Annotated in this window: 1 protein-coding gene; it reads left to right on the top strand. The window is 63.6% G+C overall.

The window, feature by feature from the left end; all coding sequences use genetic code 11:
- The first annotated feature begins 1,213 nt into the window (after positions 1–1,213).
- The gene (locus EJ073_RS13925; RefSeq protein WP_245455583.1) at positions 1,214–26,902 is read left to right on the top strand and encodes a matrixin family metalloprotease; all 25,689 of its coding nucleotides are present in this window, start codon (positions 1,214–1,216) and stop codon (positions 26,900–26,902) included.
- Positions 26,903–26,931: the final 29 nt, after the last annotated feature.

Here is a 26,931-nt window from a genome sequence, read left to right as displayed (position 1 = left end):
GTTTTTGGCGGACAGTGCGTCGGATATCTAGGCGCAAACAAAGAAAAAAATCAGCAACGTCAATGGCCTATTTGGGTTGGAGACAATCGAGTAGGGGGAAGACCTGCGAAATTCGGCGAAGGGGCTATTTTAGCGTAGAGCATGCGGTTTATCTGCGGCCTTGTGACTATCGGACTGCGTCATCGGTAGGACTTCGACACCGGCAAGGGTAGGACTTCGACACCGGCAAGCTATTGATTCTAAAAAGCTAGATTTTGATTGGTTGCCTGGCGGCATAGAAGGCGGCGACAAAATCCAACGGTATTTCCGGTATATTCACGGCGCTCAAGCGGGCTCGGTGGCATATCGCAGGTGAATTCGCGCGCTGGCGGCATTGTTTTGATGGCTTAAGTCTTGAAATTGCTATGGAAAGCGCCGCCTAGCAAGAATATATGAGGATTTTCGGGAGAATCCATGTGAATCATCTATCCAGAGAATAGATGATTCCTCAGTCGTCATCGGTCGGAACTGGTCACGCAAGACCGCGAACCGGAATTCCGCACGTACTGTGCCATCACGCCCCCTGTCTCAGCGACATCGGTTCGCTTGGCGCGACATTCGTGCCGGGCTCCTTATTTGGATTTCGTGCCTGCCGTTACGGAAGCTGTCGCTGAGGTCCCAGGATCTGCCAATATTTTAAGAGGCGATCTGTGTTTCTTTCGCTAAGAAATTCTTAAACTATGGAAATATAAAAAAACTAAATCCCAGATAGACGTTGGAGTGATAAGCATAATATTTACGGTGTTCAGCAATTGGCAATGCATAATAACGGAATATATCGCGATATACACAAATATTCTATATTGTCACAAATTTTACATAAATATAGACACATCGCTGCTGTATGAGTTGTATTGCGTTCAAGAATTTTCGGATGTACGTTAGAACTCTATCATACATTCATAAATCTGCGGTCATATGTCGGGGGGGCAAAATGAACATTTTGTCGCGGCCAGCCTTTTTTGACGCGTTCCAGAAGAGATTTATATTAGCCAGCAAAGAAGAGGCGCCAGTCCCTGGCGTATTTGGTCGTTGGCTGGCGAGTTCGCTCCTGAGGCGCTCACCGGGGCGAGCCCGACGGCCCAGCAAAACATCAGATCTGCCGAACCTGGCGCTTGAGGCTCTTGAGGCGCGCTATCTGCTGTCGGCCGACGTCGTGCCTTTCGCGGTCGACATGAACGACCTGGCCGGGGCCGACTATTCGTTGCGCTATGACAATCTGATCCAGACGATCCAGATCTATGACAACAAGACGGATACGCTGATCGACCAGCGCAACGCGCAGCAGGTCGACTATATCGTGGTGCGCGGCACCGCCGCCGACGACAAGCTCACCATCGACTTCGGCGAAAACTTCCTGGCGGCGCTCGACGTACGCTTCGACGGTGGTGCCGGCAACGATACGCTTGCTATGACGGGCGGCAGCTTCGACGCCGTGCGGCTCGCGACCGACACCGGCCAGTCAGGAAGCATTACCGCGCAAGCCGGCGCGTTGACCCATAGCATTGGCCTGGCGAGCGTTGGCGCGGTCGAGGATGATACAGCGGCCAGCGAGCGAATTTATGCCGACAGTTCCGGGCAGGCGCGGGTGATCCGCATCGGCAGTTCAGATGGTTCAGATGACAATCTGGCGGTGCTTGACGCCGGAACCTCCAACAATCTGATCGCCTACAGGTTTGCAGTTCCTGCGGTCTCGTTGACCGTTGACGCGGGGGCGGGTGACGACAGCTTCGTGCTGCAGGAGATCGACCCCGCTTTGGCTGGCAAGGTCTTGTTGAGTGGCGGCGCCGGCAGCGACGCCGTTGTCGGGCCTCCGCAGGACACCGATTGGCATCTTACTGGCGACGGTTCGGGTCATGTTGCTGGGGTGTCCTTCGTTACGGTCGAGAACCTGATTGGTTCAGCCGACAACGAGGACACCTTCTTTGTTGGTGCGGCCGGAAAGTTGAGCGGCGTCATGGCCGGTGGCGATGCCGGCTTCGACAGCATGGTTCTCGACGGTGGCACCTTCGCCTCGGTGAAGTATGTGGCCACCGGGCAGACGTCGGGCACAATCACGCGTGACGGCGTCGTGCTCCACTATGACGGACTTGAACCGATCATCGACAACAGTGTCGTTGCGGACCGGGTCATCACAACCAGCAATGCCGACGATGAAGCGACCCTGCGCGATAATGGCGCGACACTGACGCTGTCGTCGGATTCCCTCATTCCGACATTCGAATCGATCACTTTCAACAAACCCAGCACCAGCCTCACCATCAATCTCGGCGATGATCTGGGCATTCCTATTCTTTCAAAGGATACCTTGACCATCAATGCGGTGAACCTTGGTTCGGCCGCGCTCTTCGTCAACGGCCAGGACGGCAAGGACGAGGTGACGATCTCCGGGACGCTGACTGCCGGCGCAGTCAACGTCAATGCCGAGAAGATTAGCGTTTCCAGCACCGTCAATGCCGGTTCGGTGACCCTGACTGCGGCGGCGGCGGATGATGGAGAAATCACGGGTGGCGCGTATTTCGCGACCCCGGAGGCGATCATCGACCTCACCGGCGCCACGATCATCGTGACGGGCGCGTCTCAATTCAGCGCAACCGCGACAGCCAATGTCGAGGCCGAGACTGCCGAGGTTGGGCCGCTCGCGGGTGTCATCGCGACGATCTTGCCCGAGGCACGGGTCAAGTTCAGCAGCACCGATGTGACCGCGGCCAGCCTGTCGGCGTCGAGCACCGTAACCGTGACCCTGACCGCAAAGGACGAGTCCGATGCCGGTTCCGACAACGATGAAAAGAAGGATGCGGCGGTTTCCGTCACCGTTCTGGTCAGCGACGCGATCACCGAAGTGCTCGCCGGCAGCGTGCTCAGCGTCTCGGGCGCGGTGTCGCTGACTGCGACCAGCAATCTGACGATGACCACCGAGGCCGATGGCGGTAGCGGCGGCAAGGGCGCCAGCGTTGCGGTTTCGGAAGTCAATGCGACAACCCGCGCCAATGTCTCCGGCGGCTCGACGATTGGCGCAAATGCCGGCAATACGCCGGATTCGATCGCGCTCGGCGCGACGCTGACGAGCAACATCACGACGATTGCCAGGTCGACGGCAGGCGGATCGGACCAAAGTGCAGGCGGTGACAACGAATCCGAGGAGCGTCTGAAGGACCCCAACAAGGACAGCAATACGTCCGACAAGGCGACGACAAGCGGCGGCAACATCACCTTTGCCGGCGCAGTGACGGTGTCCGATTATCGGCCGACGACCGAAGCCTTCGTTCAGGCTTCGACCCTCACGTCCGGTGGCGCGATCACGCTGACCGCGCAATCGACGGACAAGGTGACGGCGACGGCAGACGGCACCAACACGAACTCCTCCGCTAACGGCGCGACCGGCATCGGCGTTGCGGTTGTGCTGAGCATCGCCGACGTCACGACGCGCAGCTATCTCGGCGGCACCTCGTCGCTGTCGGCGAGTGCGGTGTCATTGAGCGCCACGATTGCGGCCGGCGACAGCTTCGTCGCCCAGGCGACCTCTGGCGCCGGCGACGGCTCCAAGACGCAGGTGGCCGGTTCGCTGGCGATCAATATCGTTATCACCGAGGCTTCCGCCGACGTCGCGGCAAACGCCTCGATCGATCTGAATGGCGCGGATCTGTCGCTCACCGCCAACTCCACCACCAACGTCCAGACCGATGCGGTTCCTGACGACGCAAGCGGCGCCGCGGGTGAACTCGGCATCGGTGGTTCGGTCGCCCTGACCATCGTCGACAATTCCACCTCGGCGTCGATCCGCAACAATGCGGCCATCGTTGCCGGCGATGCTATCACCATGACCGCTACCGGCGCCCATACCGCTGCGACCACGGCGGAAGCGGGTGCGGAAGGCGGCGATGTCGGTATCGGCGGTGCGGTTGCGATCGACGTCATCGACAACAACACGGAGTCGTCCATCGGTTCCGGCGGCGAACTCGACATCACCGGCAATTTGACGGCCAGCGCCAGCAATCACGGCGTGAGCACGACGCTGGCCGATGGGGATGCCATCGGCTCGACGGCGATCGGCGCGGCGATTGCGCTTGCCTTCGTGGACAACCGGGCGTTCTCGACCTCGAACCGCAATCTTCGTTCGAACGGATCGATCAGCCTGTCGGCCGCCAATGACGGCTCCAGCAAGGCGGAATCGATCGCCAGCGCGGCTGGCGCCGAAGAAAACGAAGACGGCAACACCAAGGCCGACGATCAACGCGACAAGGAAGTCGATCTGGCCAACAGCAAGTCGAATGATGGCGACAGCGTCAGCAAGTCGGCCAACAGTTCAGGCGGCAGTGGCGGCGGCGATGTCAGCGTCGCGGCAGCACTTGCTCTCAACGTCTCATCGTCGGTCGCGGTGGCGTCGATCAATGACGGGCGCACGGTCATTGCCGGCGAGGGCGCCGGCGTCGGTGAACTCAATTTGCAGTCGTCCAACAACATGGACGCGACGGCGGAAGCCGATGGCACAGCAAAGACGAGCGACAGCGGCACCGCTGTCGGTGTCGCCGTGGCGATCAATATCGCGACGATGCGCAACGAGGCCTCGATCGGGGCGGGCAGCATCATCACCGCCGACGGGGTGAAAGCCGAAGCGAAGATGAAGAACGTCGGTGGTGACGTGACGCATCGTTTCGGCGCCGAGTCGACCTCCGGTGCCAGCGGTGGCGATATCGGCGTGGCCGGCTCGTTCGCGCTGAGCTTCGCCGATACCGACACGCTAGGCGTGATTGGTCTCGACCATGCCGATCAGCCGGCAGGTGGCGCCGCGACGGTCACCTTGACCGGCGGCAATGTCCTGCTCACGGCGATCAACACGACCGAAACCACGACGACGGCGACCTCCTCGGGGGCCGGAAGCGGCTCGGGCAGCGTCGGCGTCGGCGCATCGATCGCGCTCGGCATCGGCTTGAACAGCACTTTTGCTGGCGTCGAGGACGGCGAGACGGTTAGCGGGACGACGGGCAATTTCACGGTCACCGCGACATCCAATGACACGCTGACGACGACGGCCAAGGCCGGCGCGCAAGGCGCTACCGGTATCGGCGGCGCGATCGCTGTCGCCTATGTCGACAACGATACGGATGCGCACATCGGCACCGGCGGCGGCGCAGCGATCACGCTGACGGGCAATTTGGCCGCGCAAGCGTCGCACACCGGGACGGTTCACACGCTTGCCGATGGCGAAGCTGCCGGCAGCAGCGTTGGCGTTGGCGCGTCGATTGCGCTGAACATCGGCGAAGTCACCAACGACGCATTCCTCGGCCGCAATTTCCAGAATGTCGGCACGGTGACGATCACCGCGACCTCGACACTCGACACCAAGGCAGAGTCCAAGGCGAGTTCGAAGGGCCAATCCACGAAGAAGTCCGATGGCACAACGGATAGTGCCAACTCCGATCAGGAGACGACCAACCAGACCGAGATGGCCAAGAACCAGAGCGGCGGCACCAAGACGCCGACGCAGAGCGGCAGCAGCAGCCTTGGCCAGGCCGATGGCAACAGCAATGCGCAGACCGGCAAGGGTACGCAGGGCGGCAATGGCTCCGGTGGCACCAACGTGGCGGCAACGATCGCCGTCAATTTCCTCGATGCAGACAACCAGGCGCAGATCGCCGGCAACGTGACGATCTCCGGCACTGGTGCGATGAAGGTCGAGGCGATCAGCACGACCGACGCGCGGGCATTGGCCACGGCGACCTCTACGAACACCAGTTCCAATACCGGCGTCGCCGCCGCGGTCGGTCTCAACATCGTCCTCCTCGACAACAACGCGATGATCGGCGCAGGCGCCGATCTGACAGCGGGATCGATCGAGGTCCGCGCCGCGACCGCCAACGGCCAGAAGAACACGTTCCAGGCGCGCGCCCTCTCCGGTGCGGTCTCCAAGAACACCGCGATCGGCGGCTCGGTTGGCATCAACTATCTCGATGTCAACACGCTGGCATCGGTCGGCGACAATGTCGATCTCGACGCCAACACCGGCAACATCGAGATCGGCGCCGTCAGTCTCAATGAAATGCAGAACCTGGCCGGCGGTGCGGCCTTGAGCACCGGCAGCGGCGGTGGCGGCGTGGGCATCGCGGTCACCGTCAACATCGTCAACGATCTCAGCACCAAGGCCGAGACCGGCATCAATCTCGACGCCGAAGCGCAGGGCGCGATCAACGTCACCTCGCATGCCGAACTGCTGCCGGTCACGGAAAACCTGCCTGTCATCGGCTCGCTGGCCGTCACCAGCTTCGCCGCCGGCATCGCCGGTGCGTCCGGCGGCTTTGCCGTCGGCGGTTCGTCCAGCGTCAACGGGATCTTCATGGAGACGCACGCCTCGGTGAACGACAACTCCGACCTCGAGGCCGGAACCGGCATCAAGATCGAGGCGACGGACCTGCTGACCGTGGTCAGCGGGGCGGGCGGCATCGGCCTGACGCTGAACGGCAATGCCGGCGTCGGCATCGGCCTCGACGTGCAGGTGATCACGCGCAACACCAGCGCCTGGATGGGCGGCGGCGCGGATCTGGATACGTCGGCCGGCAACATCGTCATCAACGCCGACTCCTTCGACGACATCACTTCGATCGCGGCGACGTTCGGCGGCAGCGCCGGCGGCTCGGCCGGCGTCGCGGCGTCGGTCGGCGTGCTTTATCTTGACACATCGACGCAGGCCTTCGTCGAGGCCGGCAGCGCGCTGAACAAATCGCATCTGGGCGCCGGCGGAGATGTCTCCGTGACGGCCACCGGCGATGCGGACGTGTTCCTGCTGGCCGGCGCGGCGGCGTTCGGCCAAAGCGCCGGCATCGGCGTTTCCGGGACCGTGTTTGTCCATCTCGACGACGTGAAGGCGGAGCTCTATGGCGACGCCGATGTGGTCACCGGCGGCGCCAACGGCCTCTCCGTGTCGGCGATTTCCACCGATGAGGTGCTGATCATCGCCGCCGCCGGCGCGGCTTCCGCGCAGGCGGCGGTCGCCGGTTCGGTCGCCGTAACGGTGCTGACCGAGACAACGACGGCGCGCATCGGCGCAAACAGCAAGGTTTCCGGCCAGACGCTCGCCAACGATCCCGGCGTCTCGGTCTTTGCGAGCGACGAAACCGATATCCTGACGGTCGCTGGCTCGCTCGCGGTTTCCGCGGGCAACGCCGGCGTTGGCGCCGGTGTCAATGTGTCGACGCTGACGAAGAGAACGACTGCATCGATCGAGGCGGGCGCCGACATTGACGTCGACGGCAACGTGACGGTCGAAGCAACCGGCAACGAGGACATCGGCTCGTTCTCGGTGGCTGCGGGCGCGTCGAGCGGCGCGGGCGTCACGCTGACGGCCGACGTCTTCGTGCTGGACCTGAAGACCCGCGCCTTCATCGGGTCGGATCCGCTGGCGCCAATCGGCGGCCTGACGGATGTGCGGGCACGCGGCAGCGTGCTCGTCCAGGCACTCGACGAGACCGAGATGGACCTGATCGTTGGCGGCGTGGCGATTGGCGGCAGCGCCGGTGTCGGCGTCGCGGCCGGCGTTGCGGTTGTCGACAAGGTGACGGATGCCTTCATCGGCGCGGGTGCACGCGTCACCGGCGAGGGCCACGGCACGGTCGCGGCGAGAACCGGCCGCTACGACGTCTCCTACGCGGGCAGCCAGGCGATGTCGAGCTTCGAGCCGCAGGGCGGCAACAAGCCGACCGCGAGCAGCCTGGAGGCTGGTACGCCGTCAGGCCTCACCCAGTTCAAGGACCTCGACCAGGAGGGCGGCGACGACGTCCAGCAGGATCCGGGGCTGACCCAGAACCGGATTGCGAACGCGGCGGTCGACACCGGCTTCCGCGGCGTGGCTGTCTCGGCCTCGGCGAAGGATGATATCGAAACTTTTGCAATTTCCGTCGGCGGCGGTGGTTCGGTCGGCGTGGCAGTTGGTGCTGCCGTCAACATCGTCGATACCAAGACAAAGGCGTTCATCGGAGCCGATGCACAGATCAACCAGGACATGGCCGGCGCCGGAAATGCCGGACAGTCCGTGCTGGTTGCGGCGGCGAGCGACTTCAGCCATGTCGGCGTCGGGGCCGGTGCGGCCTTCGGCGGTTCGGGCGCGGGCGCGCCCGGCGTCGACGTATCGGTCATCAAGGTCGATACTTTCGCGACGATCAACGACGGCGCGGACGTGAAGGCGAACAACGACGTCGCCGTGATCTCCACGTCCAAGGAAAAGGTCATCGTCGTCTCCGCCGGCCTTGCCTTCAGTGGCACGGTCAGCCTGGCGGGAGGCGTCTCGGTGCTGTCGTTCGACACCGAGACCTATGCCCGCGTCGGCGCCAACGCGACGATTGTCGCCGGCGGCGACGTCGCCGTCATGGCCAAGGACGATTCCGAGGTGGTGGTGGTCGCGGGTGCGGTCGCCATCGGCCTGTCGGGCGGCGGCGCCGCCGGATCGGTCGCGGTCGTCACCGTCGACAAGCTTACTGAAGCGACGATCGGCGACAATGCAAGCGTCGACGCGTCCGGCAACGGCGCCGGCATTGGCGGCGTGCTTACCGGCACGATCCTCGGCGGCGGCGATCCGAGCGGCTTCGGCACGGCCGAGGCGCATGGCGTCATTGTGCAGGCCGAATCGTCGGAAGAGGTCACCAACGTGACAGTCGCCGGCGCCGGTGGCCTTTATGTCGGCTTGGCTGGCTCCGTCACTGTGACGCTGCTCAATTCGGACACCAAGGCGCTGATCGGGGTCGGCGCCGACATCAACCAGGGCGCGGCAAATTACGTCGCCCATCCGGGCACGGTCGCGGGCGCGCAGGGCGTCTATGTCAACGCTGCGAACGAGGTCCGGGTCACGTCCTTTGCGGGCGCTCTCGGCGCCGGTTTCATCGGCCTGGCCGGTGGCATCGATTTCGGTAGCATCAAGAACGACACGGTTGCCGCGATCAACGCCGACGCCATGGTGCGGGCGCGCGGCGACGTGTCGGTCAACGCGGTTGCAATCAAGGTTCTGCGTGGGTTCGCCTTCAGCGGCGGCATCGGCGTCGGCGGGCTCGGCGCGTCCGTGTCGGTCTGGTCGGTCGGCGAGGAATTCAGCGACTCCTATCAGGACAACCAAGGTGGCAGCGGCAACGCGACGAAGGACGACGGAAGCCCCAAGACCGCCAATGACGAGGCCGGCGGCCAGGCCGACGACGGTGTCGAAGGCGTCACTGGGGAATTGAGCCGCTTCGGCAGCGGCGCCAACAGCAATACGGCCGACTCGCGGGTCAAGGCCGGCGTTGAAGGCGCCCGCGACAAGGTCGGCGCCAACGCGCTGACCTCCAGCGCCCTGACTAACAAGCTAACGGCCGCCGTCACCGACGAGCGCGGCACCACCGCGTCCGTCGAAGGCGGCGCCACGGTCGAGGCCGGTCACGACATCGTCGTGAACGCGCGTGAACAGATGGAAGTCGACATGTTGGTCGGCAGCCTGGGCGCCGGTCTTGTTGGCCTGGGCGCCTCGATTTCCGTCGTCAATGTGTCGGGGCAGGTGCGAGCGAAGGCCGGCGGAAGCCTGAAGGCTGGCAATGCCATCCGAGTCGAAGGCCATTTCGGCCAGGATGTCGATGTCACAACCGTCGCCTTGCAGGCCGGCTTCGTCGGCCTCGGCGCATCGGTCGCGGTGGTCAACGATACCAGCCGCATTCAGGCCGGCTTGCTCGACAACACAGTGGTCAACGACGCGGCCAGCCTTACGGTCTCGGCGACCAGCAACCAGACGTTCGACGTGCTGACGACCGGCATACAGGCCGGCGCGGTGGCCGTCGGCGCGTCCTACAGCGACGTCACCATCGGCGATGACGACGACAACACCAAGGAAGTCCTGGCCACGATCGGCGCGGGCAGTCAGATCGGGCAGACCGACACCGTCGGAGCCATCACCGTCCATGCGGACTCGACGATCAACGCGGATTCCGACACCTTCGCGCTTGCCGCGGGGCTCGGCGCGCTCACCTTCAATTTCGCCTTCGTCGATGTTCAGCCGAACGTAGAGGCATCGATTGGCGGCGGCGCCAACATCAATGCGACGGGCCTCCTCACGGTCGAGGCGTGGACGCTGCACGATGCGACCGGCGACGTGTTCGCGCTTTCGGTCGGCGCGCTGGCGGCCGGCACCAGCCTGGCGACGGTCAATGTCGTCCCGACGGTGGCCGCATCGATCGGCGGCAATTCGACGATTCACGCCGGCGGCATCGTCATGCTGTCGTCACACAATTACGAGGGCGAGACGGCGACCGACCGCGGGGCGAAGGCCTATGCGGAAGCCTCCGGCGGCGGCTTGTTCAGCGGCCAGGGCTCGGTTCCGACCGCGCGGTCCAATGCGGTTGCCAACACCACGATCGGTGCCGGCGGCGCATTCACCATCACCGGTGACATCGACATCAAGTCGCGCATTCGCAACTATGCCGTCGCCAATTCCGAAGCGAATTCGTTCGGCGCCGCGGCGGTCGGTGCTTCCGTGGCCGAAGCCGAGGCCAATGGCCAGAGCAACGCCGCGATGAACGCCAACATCGTCTCGGTCACCGACATTAAGGTCGAAGCCCTCGCTGTCAACGGCGCGCTCGCCGTGGCTGAAGCCGCCGGTGGCGGCGTTCTCGGCGCGCTGACGATCAACAGCGCAGTCGCAACAGCCAGCCCATCGTCGGTCAGCGCCTCGATCGGCAACAACACCTCGATCCAGTCGGCGCGCAATGTCCGGCTCAAGGCACAGGCGCAAACCGAAGGCGACGCCAAGGTTGTCGGTATTTCGATAGGCGGCATTTTCGGCGCCGGCGCTTCGGATGCGACGACCAATGTCAGCCCGACTGTTGCAAGCTCGATCGGCGCGGGCGCGGTGATCAATGCGACCGGAGATATCCTGGTCGAAGCCTCTGCGTCGCCGATCCCCGGCGTTCAACCGACCTACGAGATCCTCGATGTCGATGGCACCGCCAACACGATCACTGTCAACGGGCACGGACTGGTGACCGGCGACACGGTCGAATATGATGCCGGAAGCGGCGGCGCCGTCATTCCCGGCCTCAACTGGCCGGACCCGGCCGATTCGGCTGTGAACCGCCAGTACAGCGTGATCAATGTCGTCAATGCAGGCGTGACAGATCCGAACACGCTCTATTTCGGCTCCGTCTTCAACGCCGCCGACATCGATCCAGACACCGAGATCATCGAGTTCGCGGGTGGCCATAATTTCCTGAGCGGCGATGCCGTCCGCTACTATCCGGGACCGGACGAAACGGTCGACAGCTTTGGCCTGACCGAGGGCAACCTCTATTATGTGCTGGTCATCGACGGGTCGCACATCAAGCTGGTGAGCACCTTCGACAAGGCGGTCAACCCACAGAACTACCTCAAGAATTTCCAGCCGGACGACGTCGCGGGCAACAGCATCACCATATCCGGGCATGGCTTCGTCAACGGGACGGCGGTGACCTATGAGGCACCGGACGCGCGCACCTTCGTCAGTCGCCAGGTGGACGTCAATTCGAACAGCCTCAATCCCGACGGCTCGCCGATCGCAGATAGCAACGCCGACAACATCCGCTTCTTCGACGATGATGGAAATGCGCTGGCGCACGGTTTCGCCGAGGGCGAGCACGTCGTCTATGACGTCAAGAATGCGAGCGGCGGAACGGGTCTGGCGATCGGCGGCCTGGTCGACGGCCAGACCTATCGCGTGCACGTCGTCAATTCCTCGACGATCCAGCTCAAGCGTAACGACGCGATTACCGAAGAGGTGCAGTTCGTTCGCAATGCCGCTGGCGACCGTATCATCCGCACTGACGGCCTCAACTGGGCCGACAACGGCTTCGCAGCCGGCACGCTGTTCATCGGCGGCGGCGGCGCCAATTCCGGCACGTTCACGATCGCCAGCGTATCCGGCAGCACGCTGATCCTTACCGTCGCGAACAGCGTCACCGAAGACACGCTGACGAAGACCTTCGATCAGCCGATCATCGCGCTGAACCCGAACAAGGGCCTCAGCGCCGATCCCGCCCTCAATGTTGGTGCCAGTGATACGCATTCGCTGGTCAACGCCAAGAATCTGCCGATCGGCGGGCTGGAAGACGGCAAGACCTACTACGTGCGGGGCGTCAGCGGCGCTGGCGACAACACGTTCGAACTGTGGGATGCGCCGAGCGGCGGCAGTCAGATCGTCCTGACGCCAACGGGCCTGGCCGGGCCTTACGGCAATCACAGCCTTACAGCACTCGCGATCGACATCTCCGACGATGTCGACAGTGAGCAGCAGTTGCGCATCGACATCGGCGACGGCGCCACCTCGGCAGCGCCGGGCCAGTTCCTGTTCGGCCCCGGCGAAGTTCCGCTCAGCGAAATTGCTCCGCAATCGGGCGACGGGGTATCCTCCGCCTACGCCAAGGGGTCCGGCGGCGGCTTCGTCGGCGTGCAGATCAACGACGCCGACATCATCAGCAATCCGAACGTCTCGGCGACGATTTCGGCGACGCAGATCACCACCGTGGGCGACGTCACCGTCAGCACATCGGCGACGACCAACACCTCTTCCTACGCGGTCAACGGCACCGGCGGCTTCGTCGCCATCGGCGACGCCGATGCGCGGAGCTACCAGGACATAACAAGCGCGGCGACGATCAGCGACAACACGCGCATCGTCGCGGGCAAGAACTTCACGCTGGCTTCGGCGAGCAACGCCATCACCAGCGCGTCCTCGCAGTCGAGCGCCGGCGGCGCGGTCGGCCTGGCCGATCCGGTCACCGACGTGCGGATCGAGTACAACACGACGTCCACCATCGGCTCCAACGCCATCGTGCTGGCCGGGCAACTGGCCAAGGGCACGGCGAACGCCTCCGTCGATGTGACGGCCAAATCGACTGCCTCCGGCGTCGGCTTCGGCGGCGATGGCGACGCCATCACGCACGTCAATATCGGCACGCCCGATGGCGATCCGGACGCCGACCAGGCCGACGCCATCGTCTCGCTGGCGGCCAACGCCGTGCTCAGCGCGCGGCGCACCTCGCTTGCGGCGCGGGTCGACAAGTTCCATGTCTTCTCCGGCAGCGACGGGCGCGGCGCCGGATTCTATGGCGAAGGCGAGGCGGAAAGCACGATCACGGCACGGCCGGATGCGCAGGTGCGGATCAATGCCGGCGCCGACCTGACCGGTTGGGAAGGCGTCGACCTCATCACCCGCTACAACGACGTCGTCACGCATGCGAAATCCTATGCCCGCTCGACGGGCCTGTTCGGCTTCGTCGATTCCGACGCGCATAACGACACCGACGTCTCCTCCGAGATTTTCGGCGCGGCAGGCGCCTTGGTGACAGCCGGCCCGCGCGACAACAACGATGCCGTGCTCGGACACCCGGATTATCCGCAGGAACCTGGAAGCTCGGCCGAGCACTTGGCCCTGTTTGCCTCGACCGTGAACGGCTCGATCTCGCAGACGGATGACGCCGATCACAGCAAGCGCTCGCTCGCCGCCGGCGGGTCGAGCGGCAGCAGTCCGGATGACAGGCCGCAATCGATCAACTTCAATTCCGACGTGCTGATCCTTTCCGGCCGTTCACCCGAACTGGTCGTCAAGCAACTGGTCATCGGCGCCGACGGCGAGATCGATGTCGCGGTCGAAGTGTCGGTCAACGACACCGCGGGCGGCGGCAGTGCCACCGAAGGCCAAGGCAGCACGATCCAAAGCAACGACATTGTCGTCAACGACATCGTCAATCCGGGTCCGGGCGACGTGGTGTTCGATTCGAACTCGATGACCGGCGCAGGCGGCACCTGGACGTTCCGCGATACGTTGCAGCGCGTGTCGATCCGCAACGAGTCCGACAAGGACATCATCATCAACAATATCGATGTCGTCACCGACGAGCAGCCGCTGGCATGGCTCAATCCGTCGCAGAGCGTGACACTGACCTTCAACGTGGTGCGCGAAGTCGCGCCGACACTGATCGAGATCACCGACACCGGTGGCCATTCCGATATCTACATCAATGGTACGATTGAGAACCCGATCGGTACGACGTCGATAGTCAACACGGACGGATCGGTGCTCGCCACCAACGATCGCGGCGTCACCGGCAGTGATGGCCGCCAGTCGCTGATCCGCACGCACATCCTGAACATTCGCGCCGACGAGAACATCGGCGCGACCGGCGCGCGAGTGAACATCGACATCGTCGACAGCGCCGGCCTGCCGCTCGGCATGGGCTTCGACACCGGCCGTGTCGCTGACTTGACGAACCAGATCTTCCTCGGCGTCGAGAACCGTTTCTATACCGGTCAGTTGGTGCGCTACGATGCAGTGACCACCACCATCGGCGGGCTCACCGACGGCGGCTACTATTACATCATCGCTTCGCCCGATGGGCAGAGCGTCAAGTTGGCGACCACGTTGGCAAACGCCCTGGCCGGCACGGCCATCGATCTGGCACCGGCGGGCGCGCTGACCGATCTGCACAGCCTGATTTCGGCGGAAACCTTCACCGCTGACGCGCTCGGCAACATCAGCCTCGACCTCAAGGCGCTGCTGCGCGAGGCGCCGGCCGGCGGCTTCTACGTCGTCGAGATCGACCGGATCAAGGCCGGCAACACGGCGGATGTTCTGCTGCAAGCCAGCATTGAACAGTTCGGCGACGGTCAGTCCGGCGGCCTGCTGGTCAAGGCGCCGGCGTTGCCTGCCGGCGGACAGACCTACTACAATTTCTTCCGGCCGGATGCGGGAGCCATCCCGTCGCTGAGCCGTGGCGTCTTCGCCACCGGCAACACGGAAGTCGCGTCGACCTATGATTTCCGGGGCCTCGACCCGACAACCGGCCTGCGCACGCTGCCCGGGCTGCAAGCAGGCTCGGTCGTCGCTGGCGGCGACATCATCGTCGCGGCCGCCAATCCGGCGCCGGCGGCAACCACCGTCAACGTGCTTGGCATTACCGAGATCGCCGGCAATGGCGACATCGACGTGCTGACCAACGGCTACATCGCGCTGACCGAAAAGACCGGCGACATGCGCGTCGAGCGCATTCGCTCCAATGCCTCCGATGTGCTGCTGTATTCGCCGCGGCGCATCCTTGATGCGCGCGATGACAATGGCGACCCGGCCTTGATCGAGGCCGATGTCTCGGGCCGCAACATCACCATGGCCGCTGGCGTCGGGCTGTTCAATCCGACCCATTTCCAAGTCGCTGCTCAGGTGCTCAACCCGACGCTGCTTGACATCAACTCGCCCTTGGGCGGCATTGGTGAGCCGAGCAATTTCCTCGAGATCAACGTTGATAACCGCAATGGCGTCGGTGGGCTTGGCGTGCTGCGAGCTTTCGACATCAGCGCGGATTCGACGCTGGGCATCTTCCTCGACGAAGTCGTCGGCGACATGCATGTTCATACCGTCCATACGACCCGTGACGTGTCGCTGAGGACCGTCGCAGGCTCGATCCTGGATTCACGCAACAACGGCGCCGGCGACGACTTTGCCGACGTGATGGGTCAGACCATCGACCTCGACGCCAATGGTGGCGGCTCCATAGGCGCCTTTACCAACGATCTCGAGATCGATTCATCGCGCGGTTCGAGCGATGACGACGTCGCGCTTGAAGCCGGCAACAACATCTACCTGGCCGAAGCGCCGGAGGTTCCCGGCGGCACCGCCGGCAATCTGCGGCTGGTGCTGGCGCACGCCTATGATGGCGATATCCGCATCACGGTGCGCGAAACCTCGGCTCAGGGCGAGAACCTCGACCTGCTGCACAGCGGCAGCGCCCGCTTCGGGGAAGACGGCACGACCTTCCCGACCTTCCAGCCCGATGCGTCGCGTGTCATCACGCATGGCCAGATCTTCGCCGAAAAGGGTTCCGTGCTGCTGCGCGTCGGCGACGACGTGACGCTCGACTCCAACAGCGAGACGCTGGCGGCCAAGAGCATCGACATCTATGGCGACGTGTCGGCGACCGACGAGGTCATCCATGCGCTCGTCAATCTGGATGTCGCCTTCGGCACCGTGATGGTGCTGCGTGGCCGTATCGTCGCCAACGCGACAGTGACGCCGGGCAACAAGACGATCGGCGCGCCGGTCGGCTCGGCAACGCCGACATTGACGGCCGACCCGGTCACCGGACCGACCGTACTGACCCGGATCTTCGGCAACACCGATGTCGACACGATTCAGTTCGGCGACACCTCGGGTGCCGGCGGCACAAACACCCTCGGTAGTCCCGGCTACGTCTTCCTCGGCTCGAAGACGCGCGCCTATGGCAGCCAGGACCTCAATGCAAACAACGTCGATGGCGAAGACCGCTTCCGCGTCTACTACCTCCAGGATACCGCGACGCAAACCTCTCCGAACGTGCAGACGGCGGCCGAGCACACGCTCACGCTGGACGGCGTGTCGGGCACCGATGTCTATGAGATCTACACCCTTGGCTCCAACAATCCGGGCCAGGGCACCGCAGGCACCGACTTCCAGCGCAACTACGTCATCAACATCCTCGACAGCGGGCGCTCCATCGATGGTGTCGATGAACTGACCATCTTCGGCTACAACTCGTCGCAGAATGGTCTGGTCGGCGGCAACAAGCCGATCGACGACATCTTCCTCCTGCGCGGCGCCAACTACCTGCCGCACGAATCCGCCGACCGTCCGGCCTACGTCGCCATGGTCTACGGGCAGCCCAAGACCTATGCCGACACTATTGAGGACAATGAGCCCTCGAACGAGGTCGCGCGCATCAATTACGACACCGCGCTGAATGGCCGGATCACCGTTGAGGGGCAGGGCGGCAACGACAATTTCTACTCCGACGACACCTCGGCGATCGTTTCGCTGCAAGGCGGCGCTGGCGACGACTCCTTCAACATCGGCCAGATATTCGGCAACAAGCGCACCGGCGATCCGGAAAACGGCGTCACGCCGTTCTTCGGCGGCGGCCTGCTCGACCAGGACGTGTTCCCCGACATGGTGGCTACGACACGCGGCTGGTTGAGCCCCGGCATCATTGCGCCGATGGTCGCGCAGGGCGGCACCGGCAACGACGAATTCCGGGTCTATTCCAACCAGGCCGAGCTGCGGCTCGAGGGCGACGACAACAACGACCTGTTCATCGTCCGCGCGTTCGCCATCGCGGCGGTCGCCAACCAGGACTGGAACGGGGACGGCACGATCGATCAGGACGACCTGCCGGCGGTCACGCTCGACACCAATGGCGATGGCGCGATCAATTTCGCCGACGCTGACTCGACGCCGGACGACTACACCGACGACGTCATCGTGCTGGACGACTTTGGCGTCGCCAAGCCGATCATCGGGCTCGGCTTCTCGGTCGCGCGGGCGCCCGATATCCGCGCCGGCGGCGGCGAGGACGAAGTGCAATACAATGTCAACGCGCCGGTCTCGGTCGACGGCGGCACCGGCTTTGACAAGCTGGTCATCCTCGGGACCGAATTCGCCGACGATTTCGCCATAACCGAAAAGGGCATCTTCGGCGCCGGCCTCAATGTTCGCTACACCACGATCGAAGTGGTCGAGGTTGACGGACTTGAAGGCGACGACGAATTCTTCGTTCAGTCGACGGCTTTCGGCGTGGCCTATCGCGTTATCGGCGGTCTGGGCTCCGACACGATCAATGTCGCGGGTGATGTCACGGAAGACATCATCACACGCGAACTCGAAGGCGCGTCCGGCGCCGTTGATCACCTCGTCACCTCGGGCGATCCACTCTACGATGGCGTCCTGGTCGACGGTTTCGACTATCACGTGGCAGGCCCCGAAGAGGGCATCGTCCGCATCGACGAAACGGACGGCTTCACGGCTGTTCGGGAAGGCGGACCGCGCAATGTCGACAGCTACACTGTCAGGCTGGCGGTCGCGCCGCTGGCCGGCCAGATCGTCTATGTGACGATTGCGGCGGCACGTTCGCCGCAGCAGGAAGAAGACGGCACCCTGATCAACCCGGCACCGTTGCCGAATGGCATCGGCGACACGATCTGGCTTTCGACGCTGGATCCCGGCGCCGTGGGAACCGACGGCGAATTCCAGCATGTCATCATGATCAACGGCGTTCCGACGATCATCAACGATCGCTCGATCGTGCTCGCCTTCGACAGCACCAACTGGGACACGGCGCAGAACGTGTACCTCTACGCCCCCGACGATCTGCGCGCCGAGGGCGATCGGGTGGTCGTCATTCAGCACAGTGTCATCTCCGACACCAGCGGTGTCGCACCCGCAGTGCTGGCGGCGGCCTATCCGGACGGCGATCCCTTCGACGCCGCGGATGTGCGCAACGTCGAAGTCGACCTGCGTGACAACGACACGCCCGGAATCTATGTCACCGAAGTGGCGCCCGGCACCAATACCGAAGATCGCCGCTCGCTCGTCATCGAAGGCAATGCCACGACCAAGCTGAATGACGAACTTCTGGTACAGCTAGCCACGGCGCCCGAAGCGACCGACACGATCGTCGTCAAGTTGTTCGTCAACGAATTCAGCGACGAAAACATCATGATCTACGACGTCGACGATCCGAACGATCTCGACGGCCGCATGTTCAAGGGTGCCGACGGCTACTGGCGCATTACTTTCGACAGCGGAAACTGGGACGATGCGGTGCGCGTCGGCATCGAAGCGCGCGACGACATCCCGCGTGAGGACCCGCATACGGCGGCGATCTTCTTCCAGCTCGACCAGGCGCTGACGGTCGACGCCGACCACGACTACGTATTCCCGAACCTGCGCTCAGGCCCGGGCTATGTCGACATCGACGTTATCGACAATGACAGCGCCGGCGCGGTCGTGCTGGAGAGTGAAGGCAATACGCTGCTCAACGGCGACGGATCGGACACCGACGACTATACGATCCGCCTGACCAAGGCGCCGTCGACCAGCGTTCACGTCGCGGTGCTTACCGACGGTCTGGCGGATGTCGTCAGCGTCAACGGGATCGCGGTCACGCCCGGCTCGGGGTACGAGATCATTGGCGGCCTCAGGCCAACGCAGATATTCGACGGCAATCTTGTCTTCTCCAACGATGGTGGCCTGGGCAAGGTCACGCGCGGGGTCGGTGCCGATCTCGGCAGCTTCGTTGATGAAGGGTTCTTCGTCGGCCAGCAGGTACGCATCGGCAATGCCGGCGTCGACAGCGGCGATTATTTCATCACCTCGATCGATGCGGATGGAAAGTTCTTCAAGGTCGACAAGCTGTTCGCCACGACAGGCGCGCAGGCCGACGTCATCCTGTCCGATTTGGCGCGGGACGGTGAGTACACCGGCGATATCCGCTTCGAGCAGGTCATGGAAGAAGGTATTCCGACCTACCGGATGACCATCGACGGACTTGGCGAAGAGGACGATGGCTGGCTGGCATTCGGTTTCCTCGAGGGGCAGTGGATCCGCCTGTTCGACTCGACCGACAATCTGATCGGCGACTTCAAGATCGCGATCATCCGCGGCGACAACGACACCAAGGACACCACAATCCAGATCACCGGCACCAATGTGGCGCAGATCCTGCCGCATCTGGGCGACACGCTGAACGACGTGCGTGTGGTTCGCACCGCCGCCGTGGCTGTGTTCACGCCGGCCAACTACTACCAGCAGCAGACTATCGAGCTGCGCGCCGACACCGAATACGATGTGCCGATCACTCGTGAAGGCGTCAAGGTCTTCCCGGTTTCCGGTCACTATCTGTCCAAGCTGCGCGGACCGCTGGCTGTCGAGGGCGGCGTCACCGGCGCCGACCGTTCGCTCGAGAACGGCCTCAAGCTGCCCGGCGAAGCCGACGACTTCCTGATCGCGATCGGCCAGCAGCCGCCGGAATCGCAGCAGATCGACGTGCTGAACATCTTCAACGACACCAGCAAGGAAGATGTCGGCGGCGTCATGACCGAGACGACGCTCACCGGCTTCAACATGGCTGACGATCTGAGCCTGGGGCTTGGTGTGACCGGCGATCCGACCTTCGGTGAATCCGGCTTCTTCCCAGGTGGCATCAGCTTCGGGCGCATCAGCGTCGACTCGAATGGCGATTTCGGCACCGACGACACCAAGAGCACCATCGAGGTGGTCAACCTGATGCTCGGCGAGGGCAACGACGAGCTCGTCATCGAAGGCACGCTCAATCCTGCGCCGCCGGTTCAGGTGACGAACACGTTCGACGTAACGGCATCCGGAGCCAATGGCGGCACCATCGTGCGCACCGGCTTCGACTGGAAAGCCATGGGCTTCCTCGTCGGCCAAACGGTGAAGTTCGACAACCTGGCGGGCGTCTGGACGATCCTCGCCATCAATGATGCGCTGATCGATCCGGCCAATCCGGCCGAAGGCGCGGATCCGAATGACAACTCGATCCTGGTTCTGGGCGGACCGACGCTCGTCGGTGTGGCGGACGGGTCGCATACGATCACCGCTTTCGACAAGGATGTGATCACGCCGAACAAGTCGGTGGATGTGGCCAGCACGACGGCGGGTGGCATCATCACGCGCACCGACGGCGGCAACTGGGCCGGCTTTGCGGTCGGAGACTTTATCTCGATCGATGAGGATTTTGCGAAGGGCGAGTATCAGATCGTGGCGATCGCCGGCGCGGTCATGCACGTCATCGGCGGGCAACTCGCGCCGGTCTCGGAAGCGCCGCGCACGATCAATCGCATCAACCCGGTGACCAATGCCGTGCTGCAGACCGTGGTGGCCGAAGTCGACGTCGACCCGACCTATACCGGCGGCATCGTCACGCGCCAGGACGGCGTCAACTGGGCCGATGAAGGCTACCTCGCCGGACATCTGGTGACCATGGTCGATGCCGACGGCAAGCGCGACTTCCGCATCATCGAGATCTCGCAAGACGGCTTCTCGCTGACGCTCGAAGGTGCGCCGCTGGCGACGCAAAACGACGCGGTGAAGAGCTTCTATGTGCAAGGCCAGCATGGCGGGCTGACGCTCGTTCATGGCGGCGGCAACATGTATCTGGAAAGCGCCGGCCCGATGAACATCGCCGCCGGAACCGGTGGACAGATCATCGTCACCCGTCAGGACGGCCGCGACTGGTCGGAGGACCGCTATCAGGTCGGCCAGGTGATCCAGCTTGCGGGCGAGACCTATACGCGCACCATTCTGGCGATCGCCGACGCGACTCTGCCGGCGCCTGCCAACTCCGCGCTGACATGGGGTGACGGCAGTGTGCTGGTGCTCAGCGCACCGAACACACGCGCCGGCCAGCCAGCCGGCACCGTGCTCGCGCCCAACGCGTTCAACATCTATGCCGAGCGTTCGCTGCACGTCGCAGAGCCGCGCGTCATCACCGGGACGGCGACTGTCAACATCGCCACCAACAGCCTGACACGCAGCGCCGGCAGCTGGCTGGCGGATGGCTTCCATGTGGGCCAGAAGGTGCAACTGAGCGGCTTTGCCGGCACGTTCACCATCCAGGCGCTCAATGCGACCGTGATGACCCTGCAGAGCGTTGCGCTGACGCCGAAAGTCGGCGTTGCGATGACCGTTTCCGGTACCGACGTCACGCTGGACGGCGGCGCCCGCATCGGCGGCGACCACATTGTCGTCACCGGCGGCGCCGGACCGAACTCGCCGCTGGTCATCTATGGCGACACCGGCCAGGACGGCATCTGGTATTCCGGCCAGGCGCACAATGTTTTGGGTATGGAATTCGGCGAGAAGCCGTTCGATCCGTTCCCGGAACTGCAGGACGGCGAGAATGAGGATGACGAGTGGGTGTTCCCGCTCGCCAATCGCTACAAGTTCGCCGGCAACGACATCATCGACGCCAGCGCCTTGTTCGCCGGCACGCCATCGGCAAACCTGCCGAGCGTCGGCCTGACGATCTATGGCGGCGCGGGCAACGACACGATCTACGGCAGCCAGGCTGGCGATCATCTTGCCGGCGGTTCCGGCGACGACCTGATCATCGGCAACCGCGGCACCGACCACATCTATGGCGACAGCGGCATCAACGTGAACATCTTCACGCGCCAGCTGTTCATCGATACGGTGGATAACAGTCCGTTGCCTTCGGCGAATCCGGACACCGACACCAACGGCACGACGATCAAGCCGGTCAAGTCGTCGGTTCGTGACCTGATGGATGCGGGCGACGACCTGATCTTCGGCGATGGCGCCTCGCATCTCGGCTATGGGCCGAGTTCGGTCGCGGCTGCCGGCGTGCTGGGCGACTTCGACGACATCATCTTCGCCGATCACGGCGTGATCGAAATGTTCGTCGACGATCCGAACTTGCCGTCGGCTTTGAAGCAGCGCATCCAGACGACCGAGCTGGTGCTGGTCACCGGCATCAAATCGGCCGAACTGCAGAATGGCGGCGACGATGTGGTGTTCGGCGGCCTCGACCGCGACGTCATCGTGGGCGGCGCCGGGCATGATCTGCTCGACGGTGACCAGCAAGACGATCGCGTCTTTGGCGACAACGTCTACATGTCGCGCCAGGGCGGCGCTGACGGCAACCTGTTGGACGATACGTTCAGCCTGCGCTTCCAGACGCTGGCCGGAACTTTGCTGTACAGCCGTACCGACCGGCCGATGCCGGCCGGCCTCGGCACGGTCAATGCCGACAACAGCGGCCTGCTGCTGGTCGACAGTACCGCTCGGCGGTATCGCGATCCGGACGGTGCTCCGTGGTGGAGCGAGTATTCGGTCGACTACGCGGCGCTGCATACCTTCGCCTTCGACGAGGGCACGGTCGGCGTCGGCAGCTTCGGCAACGACTACATCGCTGGCAGCGAAGGCCATGACGAACTGTTCGGTCAGCTCGGCCATGACGTGGTGCAGGGCGACGGCGGCATCGAACTGGCCTTTGCCGGCACCTCGCATGTCGGCGCATCGCGCACATCCGGCGGCGTCACCGATCCGATCGGTCCGCTCACGGTGATCGCCTCCTTCACGGCGGCGACTGACGGCCAGGACTACATCGAAGGCGGCGGCGGTGACGACCAGCTATTCGGCGGTCTCGGCCAGGATGATCTGATCGGTGGGTCCTCGTCCTTCTTCAGCCTCACTGATCCGAATGCGCGGCCCGACGGCGACGACTACATTTTCGGCGGCGCCGGCATCGAGATCGACCGCAATGACGACAATTTGCCGAATGACGGCACGCTGATCAATTCGCGCTTTGCTCGCGATGCCGACTCCATGATCGGCGACAACGGCAACATCGTGCGGATCGTCGGTGTCAATCACACCGACATCAATCCGAACGGCACGGCCGGGCAACAGCTCTATGTCCAGTTCAATTACGACGTGAACGACCCGGCGCGCGCCGGTGGCGAGCGTCTCGTCGTGCGCGGCATCCATCTGCTCGACTACACGCCGGGCGGCCCGGACTTCCGTCCGGACCTGTTCTCCAAGAACAACCCGAACGATCCCGCCTATCGCAGCGAATTCGGCATATGGGCCAAGCAGGACATCGGTGGCCATGATGAGTTCCATGGCGAGACGGGTGACGACACCGCCTATGGCGGCGGCGGCCATGACCGGATGTTCGGCGATGCCGAGAATGACGACTTGATCGGCGGTTGGGGCAATGACTGGATCTCCGGTGGTACCGGTGAGGACGGCATCCTGGGCGACGACGGCCGCATCTTCACCAGCCGCAACAGCGCGACCTACGGCGAAAGCCTGTTCGGCGTGCTGCCGCTGCTGGCGACCGATCCGGATACGCGCACCAGCCAGGGCGATGTGCTCAACGAGTTCATCTACACGCCCGGACAGGTGCAGACCGAGACGATCAATGTCGGCGGCAAGATGAAGAAGGCGGTCGACCTGACGCCATACAATCTGACGCCAAATGCGCAGGGCGGCGACAATCCGCTGTTCGACGCCAATGTCGTCGACGACATCATTTTCGGCGGCCTGGGTGACGACTTCATCCATGGCGGTTCCGGCGACGATGCGGTCGGCGGCGGCGAGGCCCTGCCGGAGTCCTACACGCAGCGCTTCGACGCGGCGGGCAATGTCGTGGGCATCGTGCGCACCGACTTCTCGCGGCCGTGGAATCCTGGCGACGTATTGAAGTTTGGTCCTGACAGCGATCCGTGGAACGCACCGAAGCCGGTGCAGAGCCGGCTCGGCGAGTTCTTCCTCTACGACGAGTACGATCCACGCCGGACGATCATGTTCAACGCCGATGGTTCGGTATGGAAGGCCGGCACGCCGCCTATCGCGCGCCAGTATTTCCTCAACCTCGTCGACAATGAAGGACCGCTGGTCAACGGCGCGATCGCTTTTGCGCCGAACGGCACGCCGACGGCGTTTGCGCAGCGCAACACCGACGGCAACGATGCGGTCTTTGGTGACCTGGGCAATGACTGGATCGTTGGCGGTACCGGCCGCGACCACATCTATGGCGGCTGGGGCAACGACCTCATGAACGCCGATGATGTACTCTCGACCAACAACTGGCTGAACGACCAGCCAGAGACGCATCCAATGTATGAGGACCGCGTTTTCGGCGGGGCAGGGCTCGACATCCTGATCGGCAACACCGGTGGCGACCGCCTGATTGATTGGGTCGGCGAGTTCAACAGCTACCTGGTGCCGTTCGCACCGTTCGGTATCGCGACGGTAAGCCGGCAGGTGCCGCCGCAACTGTTCGACTTCCTTTACGCGCAGGCATTCAGCGACGGTGTCGACATCACCCGCACCGCCGACACTGGCAGCATCAACGGGGACGACAAGTACAGCCACGTCCATATGTTCATGGGCGGCGTGGAAGGCGAAATCGGCCTGATCACCCAGAAGGATCATGGCTTCTGGCAGGATCAGACCGGCGGTCCGACGGATCCCCAGGCGGGCAACATCCCCGGCGGCAAGCGCGACGTGTTGCGCACGGCCGACTTCAATGATGGCAACGCCAAGGTCGTGGCGGTCGACGAGGGCAATTTCGCCGTCACCAGCGGTAAGCTCACCGTTCAGTCGGCGAGCACTTGGGACCAGGCAGCCGCGGTTCTCTATCTCGACGCCTATACGCCGATCTACTACGAGATCGCGGCGACCTTGACGACCGATAAGCCGACGGCCGGCTGGAAAGCCAACTCCTACATCATCTTCGACTACTACTCGCCGACAGATTTTAAATATGCCGGCATCAACATCTCGAACGACCAGATCGAGATGGGCTACCGCGACGCCAGCGGCTGGCATCAGTTGGTCAAGTCCAACAAGCCGGTGCAGCTCAAGGCAAACCAGGCTTACGATGTCCTGCTCGCGGTCAACGGCACGAACGCGACTTTGACCGTGGCTGGCGTGAATTGGTTCAGCTACACCTTCGCGCCGCGCATCCTCGAGGGCCAGCCGGTGGCGCTGAACAAGGGCCTCGTCGGTGTCGGCAACAGCGGCTCGAAGGGTACGGTGGACAACTTCCGTGTCCAGGTCTTGCCGCCCCAGATCACGCTCGACTACGCAGCCGAGTTCGACGCGCCGCCGACCTATCCGATGTCGAAGACCGCAGCTCAAGGCTGGACGCTCTCGGGCGGCAGGCTGAACGCGGCGGCCGGCGCCGGCACCAACCTGCTGGATGTCGGCCCGGCGATCGGGGCGGACGCCTATCTGGAACTGACGGCGAAGTTGAAGACCGCCGGCACCGGTGGCATCGTCTTCGATTACTACGGCGCCAACGACTACAAGTTCGTCACGCTGGATGTGGCGGCCCAGAAGGTTCTGGTTGGACACGTGACGTCGAAAGGCGGCACGGCGATCGATCAAAGCTTTGCCCGCACGCTCAGTTCAACGACGGACTATGAAGTCCAGTTGACCATACGTGGCGCTGCCGTCTCGATCACCGTCAACGGCGCATTCGTCGGCAGCTATGGCTTCAACTCAGCCGTTGCCGATGGCGAGTTCGGCCTGGTGACAGGCAATGCCGGGGCGTCCTTCGACCGGCTGCAGGTCCGCACCAACGCCTCGGCGTTCAGCACCAGCTCCAATCAGCTGGCACTGGCTTCGCCCGGCCAGGCGGGAGACACAGCAACGGCGGTCGGCGTCGATCAGGCCAGGGCGATGCTGGCGCAGGCGATGGCGATCTGGTCGGCCAGCGGCCAACTGGACGCGACAGAGCTTGCAAAACTGTCGAGCCTGGATGTGCAGGTCGTCGATCTGCCTGGCATGGCGCTGGCACAGTCGGTGTTCGGCGCCGTGCTGATCGACCGCAACGCGGCCGGAAATGGCTGGTTCGTTGACCTGTCACCTCTCGACAGCAGCGAGTTCCAGCTCGATGCATCCGGCCACCTGACGGCGTTGCCCGGCGGCGCGGCCGAGGGGCGGATGGACCTGCTGTCGGTACTGATCCACGAAATCGGCCATCAGGCGGGCCTCGATCACGATGACGACGAGACGGGCGTGATGTCGGCTGAGTTGGCCGTCGGCGAGCGCCGGCTGCCGGAGGCCGGATCGGCTGGTGAGGAGGTTGCAACGCAGCTCTTCCATGATGGCCTGGGCGTCTTTGTCGGCGCCAAGGAGCATGGATTGCTTCAGAGCGCTGGCATCGCCCCGGCTCAGGCGGTCGGAGACGTCACCACGATCTCGGCCGCAAGAGCTTCAGGCGATGCGGCGGCGGTGGCGAACTCCGACTCTGAGGCCGATGCAAGCGCGAAACCCGGCGATATCGTGCTGACAGGGGTTACTTCCGGCCTGCAGCCAAGCAGCCAGCCCGACTGGGTGTTTGACGAAACCAGCGGAACCTTCGTTGCCGCGCAGGATCGGCAGCAGGTCCGTCCGCATCATGCGGCGCCTGATGCGGATCACGACGATGGCGACGCGGCTTCGGACGACCTCAACGGTCTCGCCGAATGGAGCAACCGCAAGGGGCTGCTGTCGCGCCTGTCCAGTCTGTTTGGAGTACGCTGAGACAATGATGACGGCGCAGTTCATACATT

This window comes from Mesorhizobium sp. M4B.F.Ca.ET.058.02.1.1 (assembly GCF_003952505.1).
Lineage (GTDB): Bacteria > Pseudomonadota > Alphaproteobacteria > Rhizobiales > Rhizobiaceae > Mesorhizobium.
This window is presented reverse-complemented; position numbering and strand designations above follow the sequence as displayed.

Bases quoted from the DNA above. Each gene is read 5' to 3' on its own strand.
- EJ073_RS13925 (WP_245455583.1), top strand. From the start codon at position 1,214: ATGAACGACCTGGCCGGGGCCGACTATTCGTTGCGCTATGACAATCTG.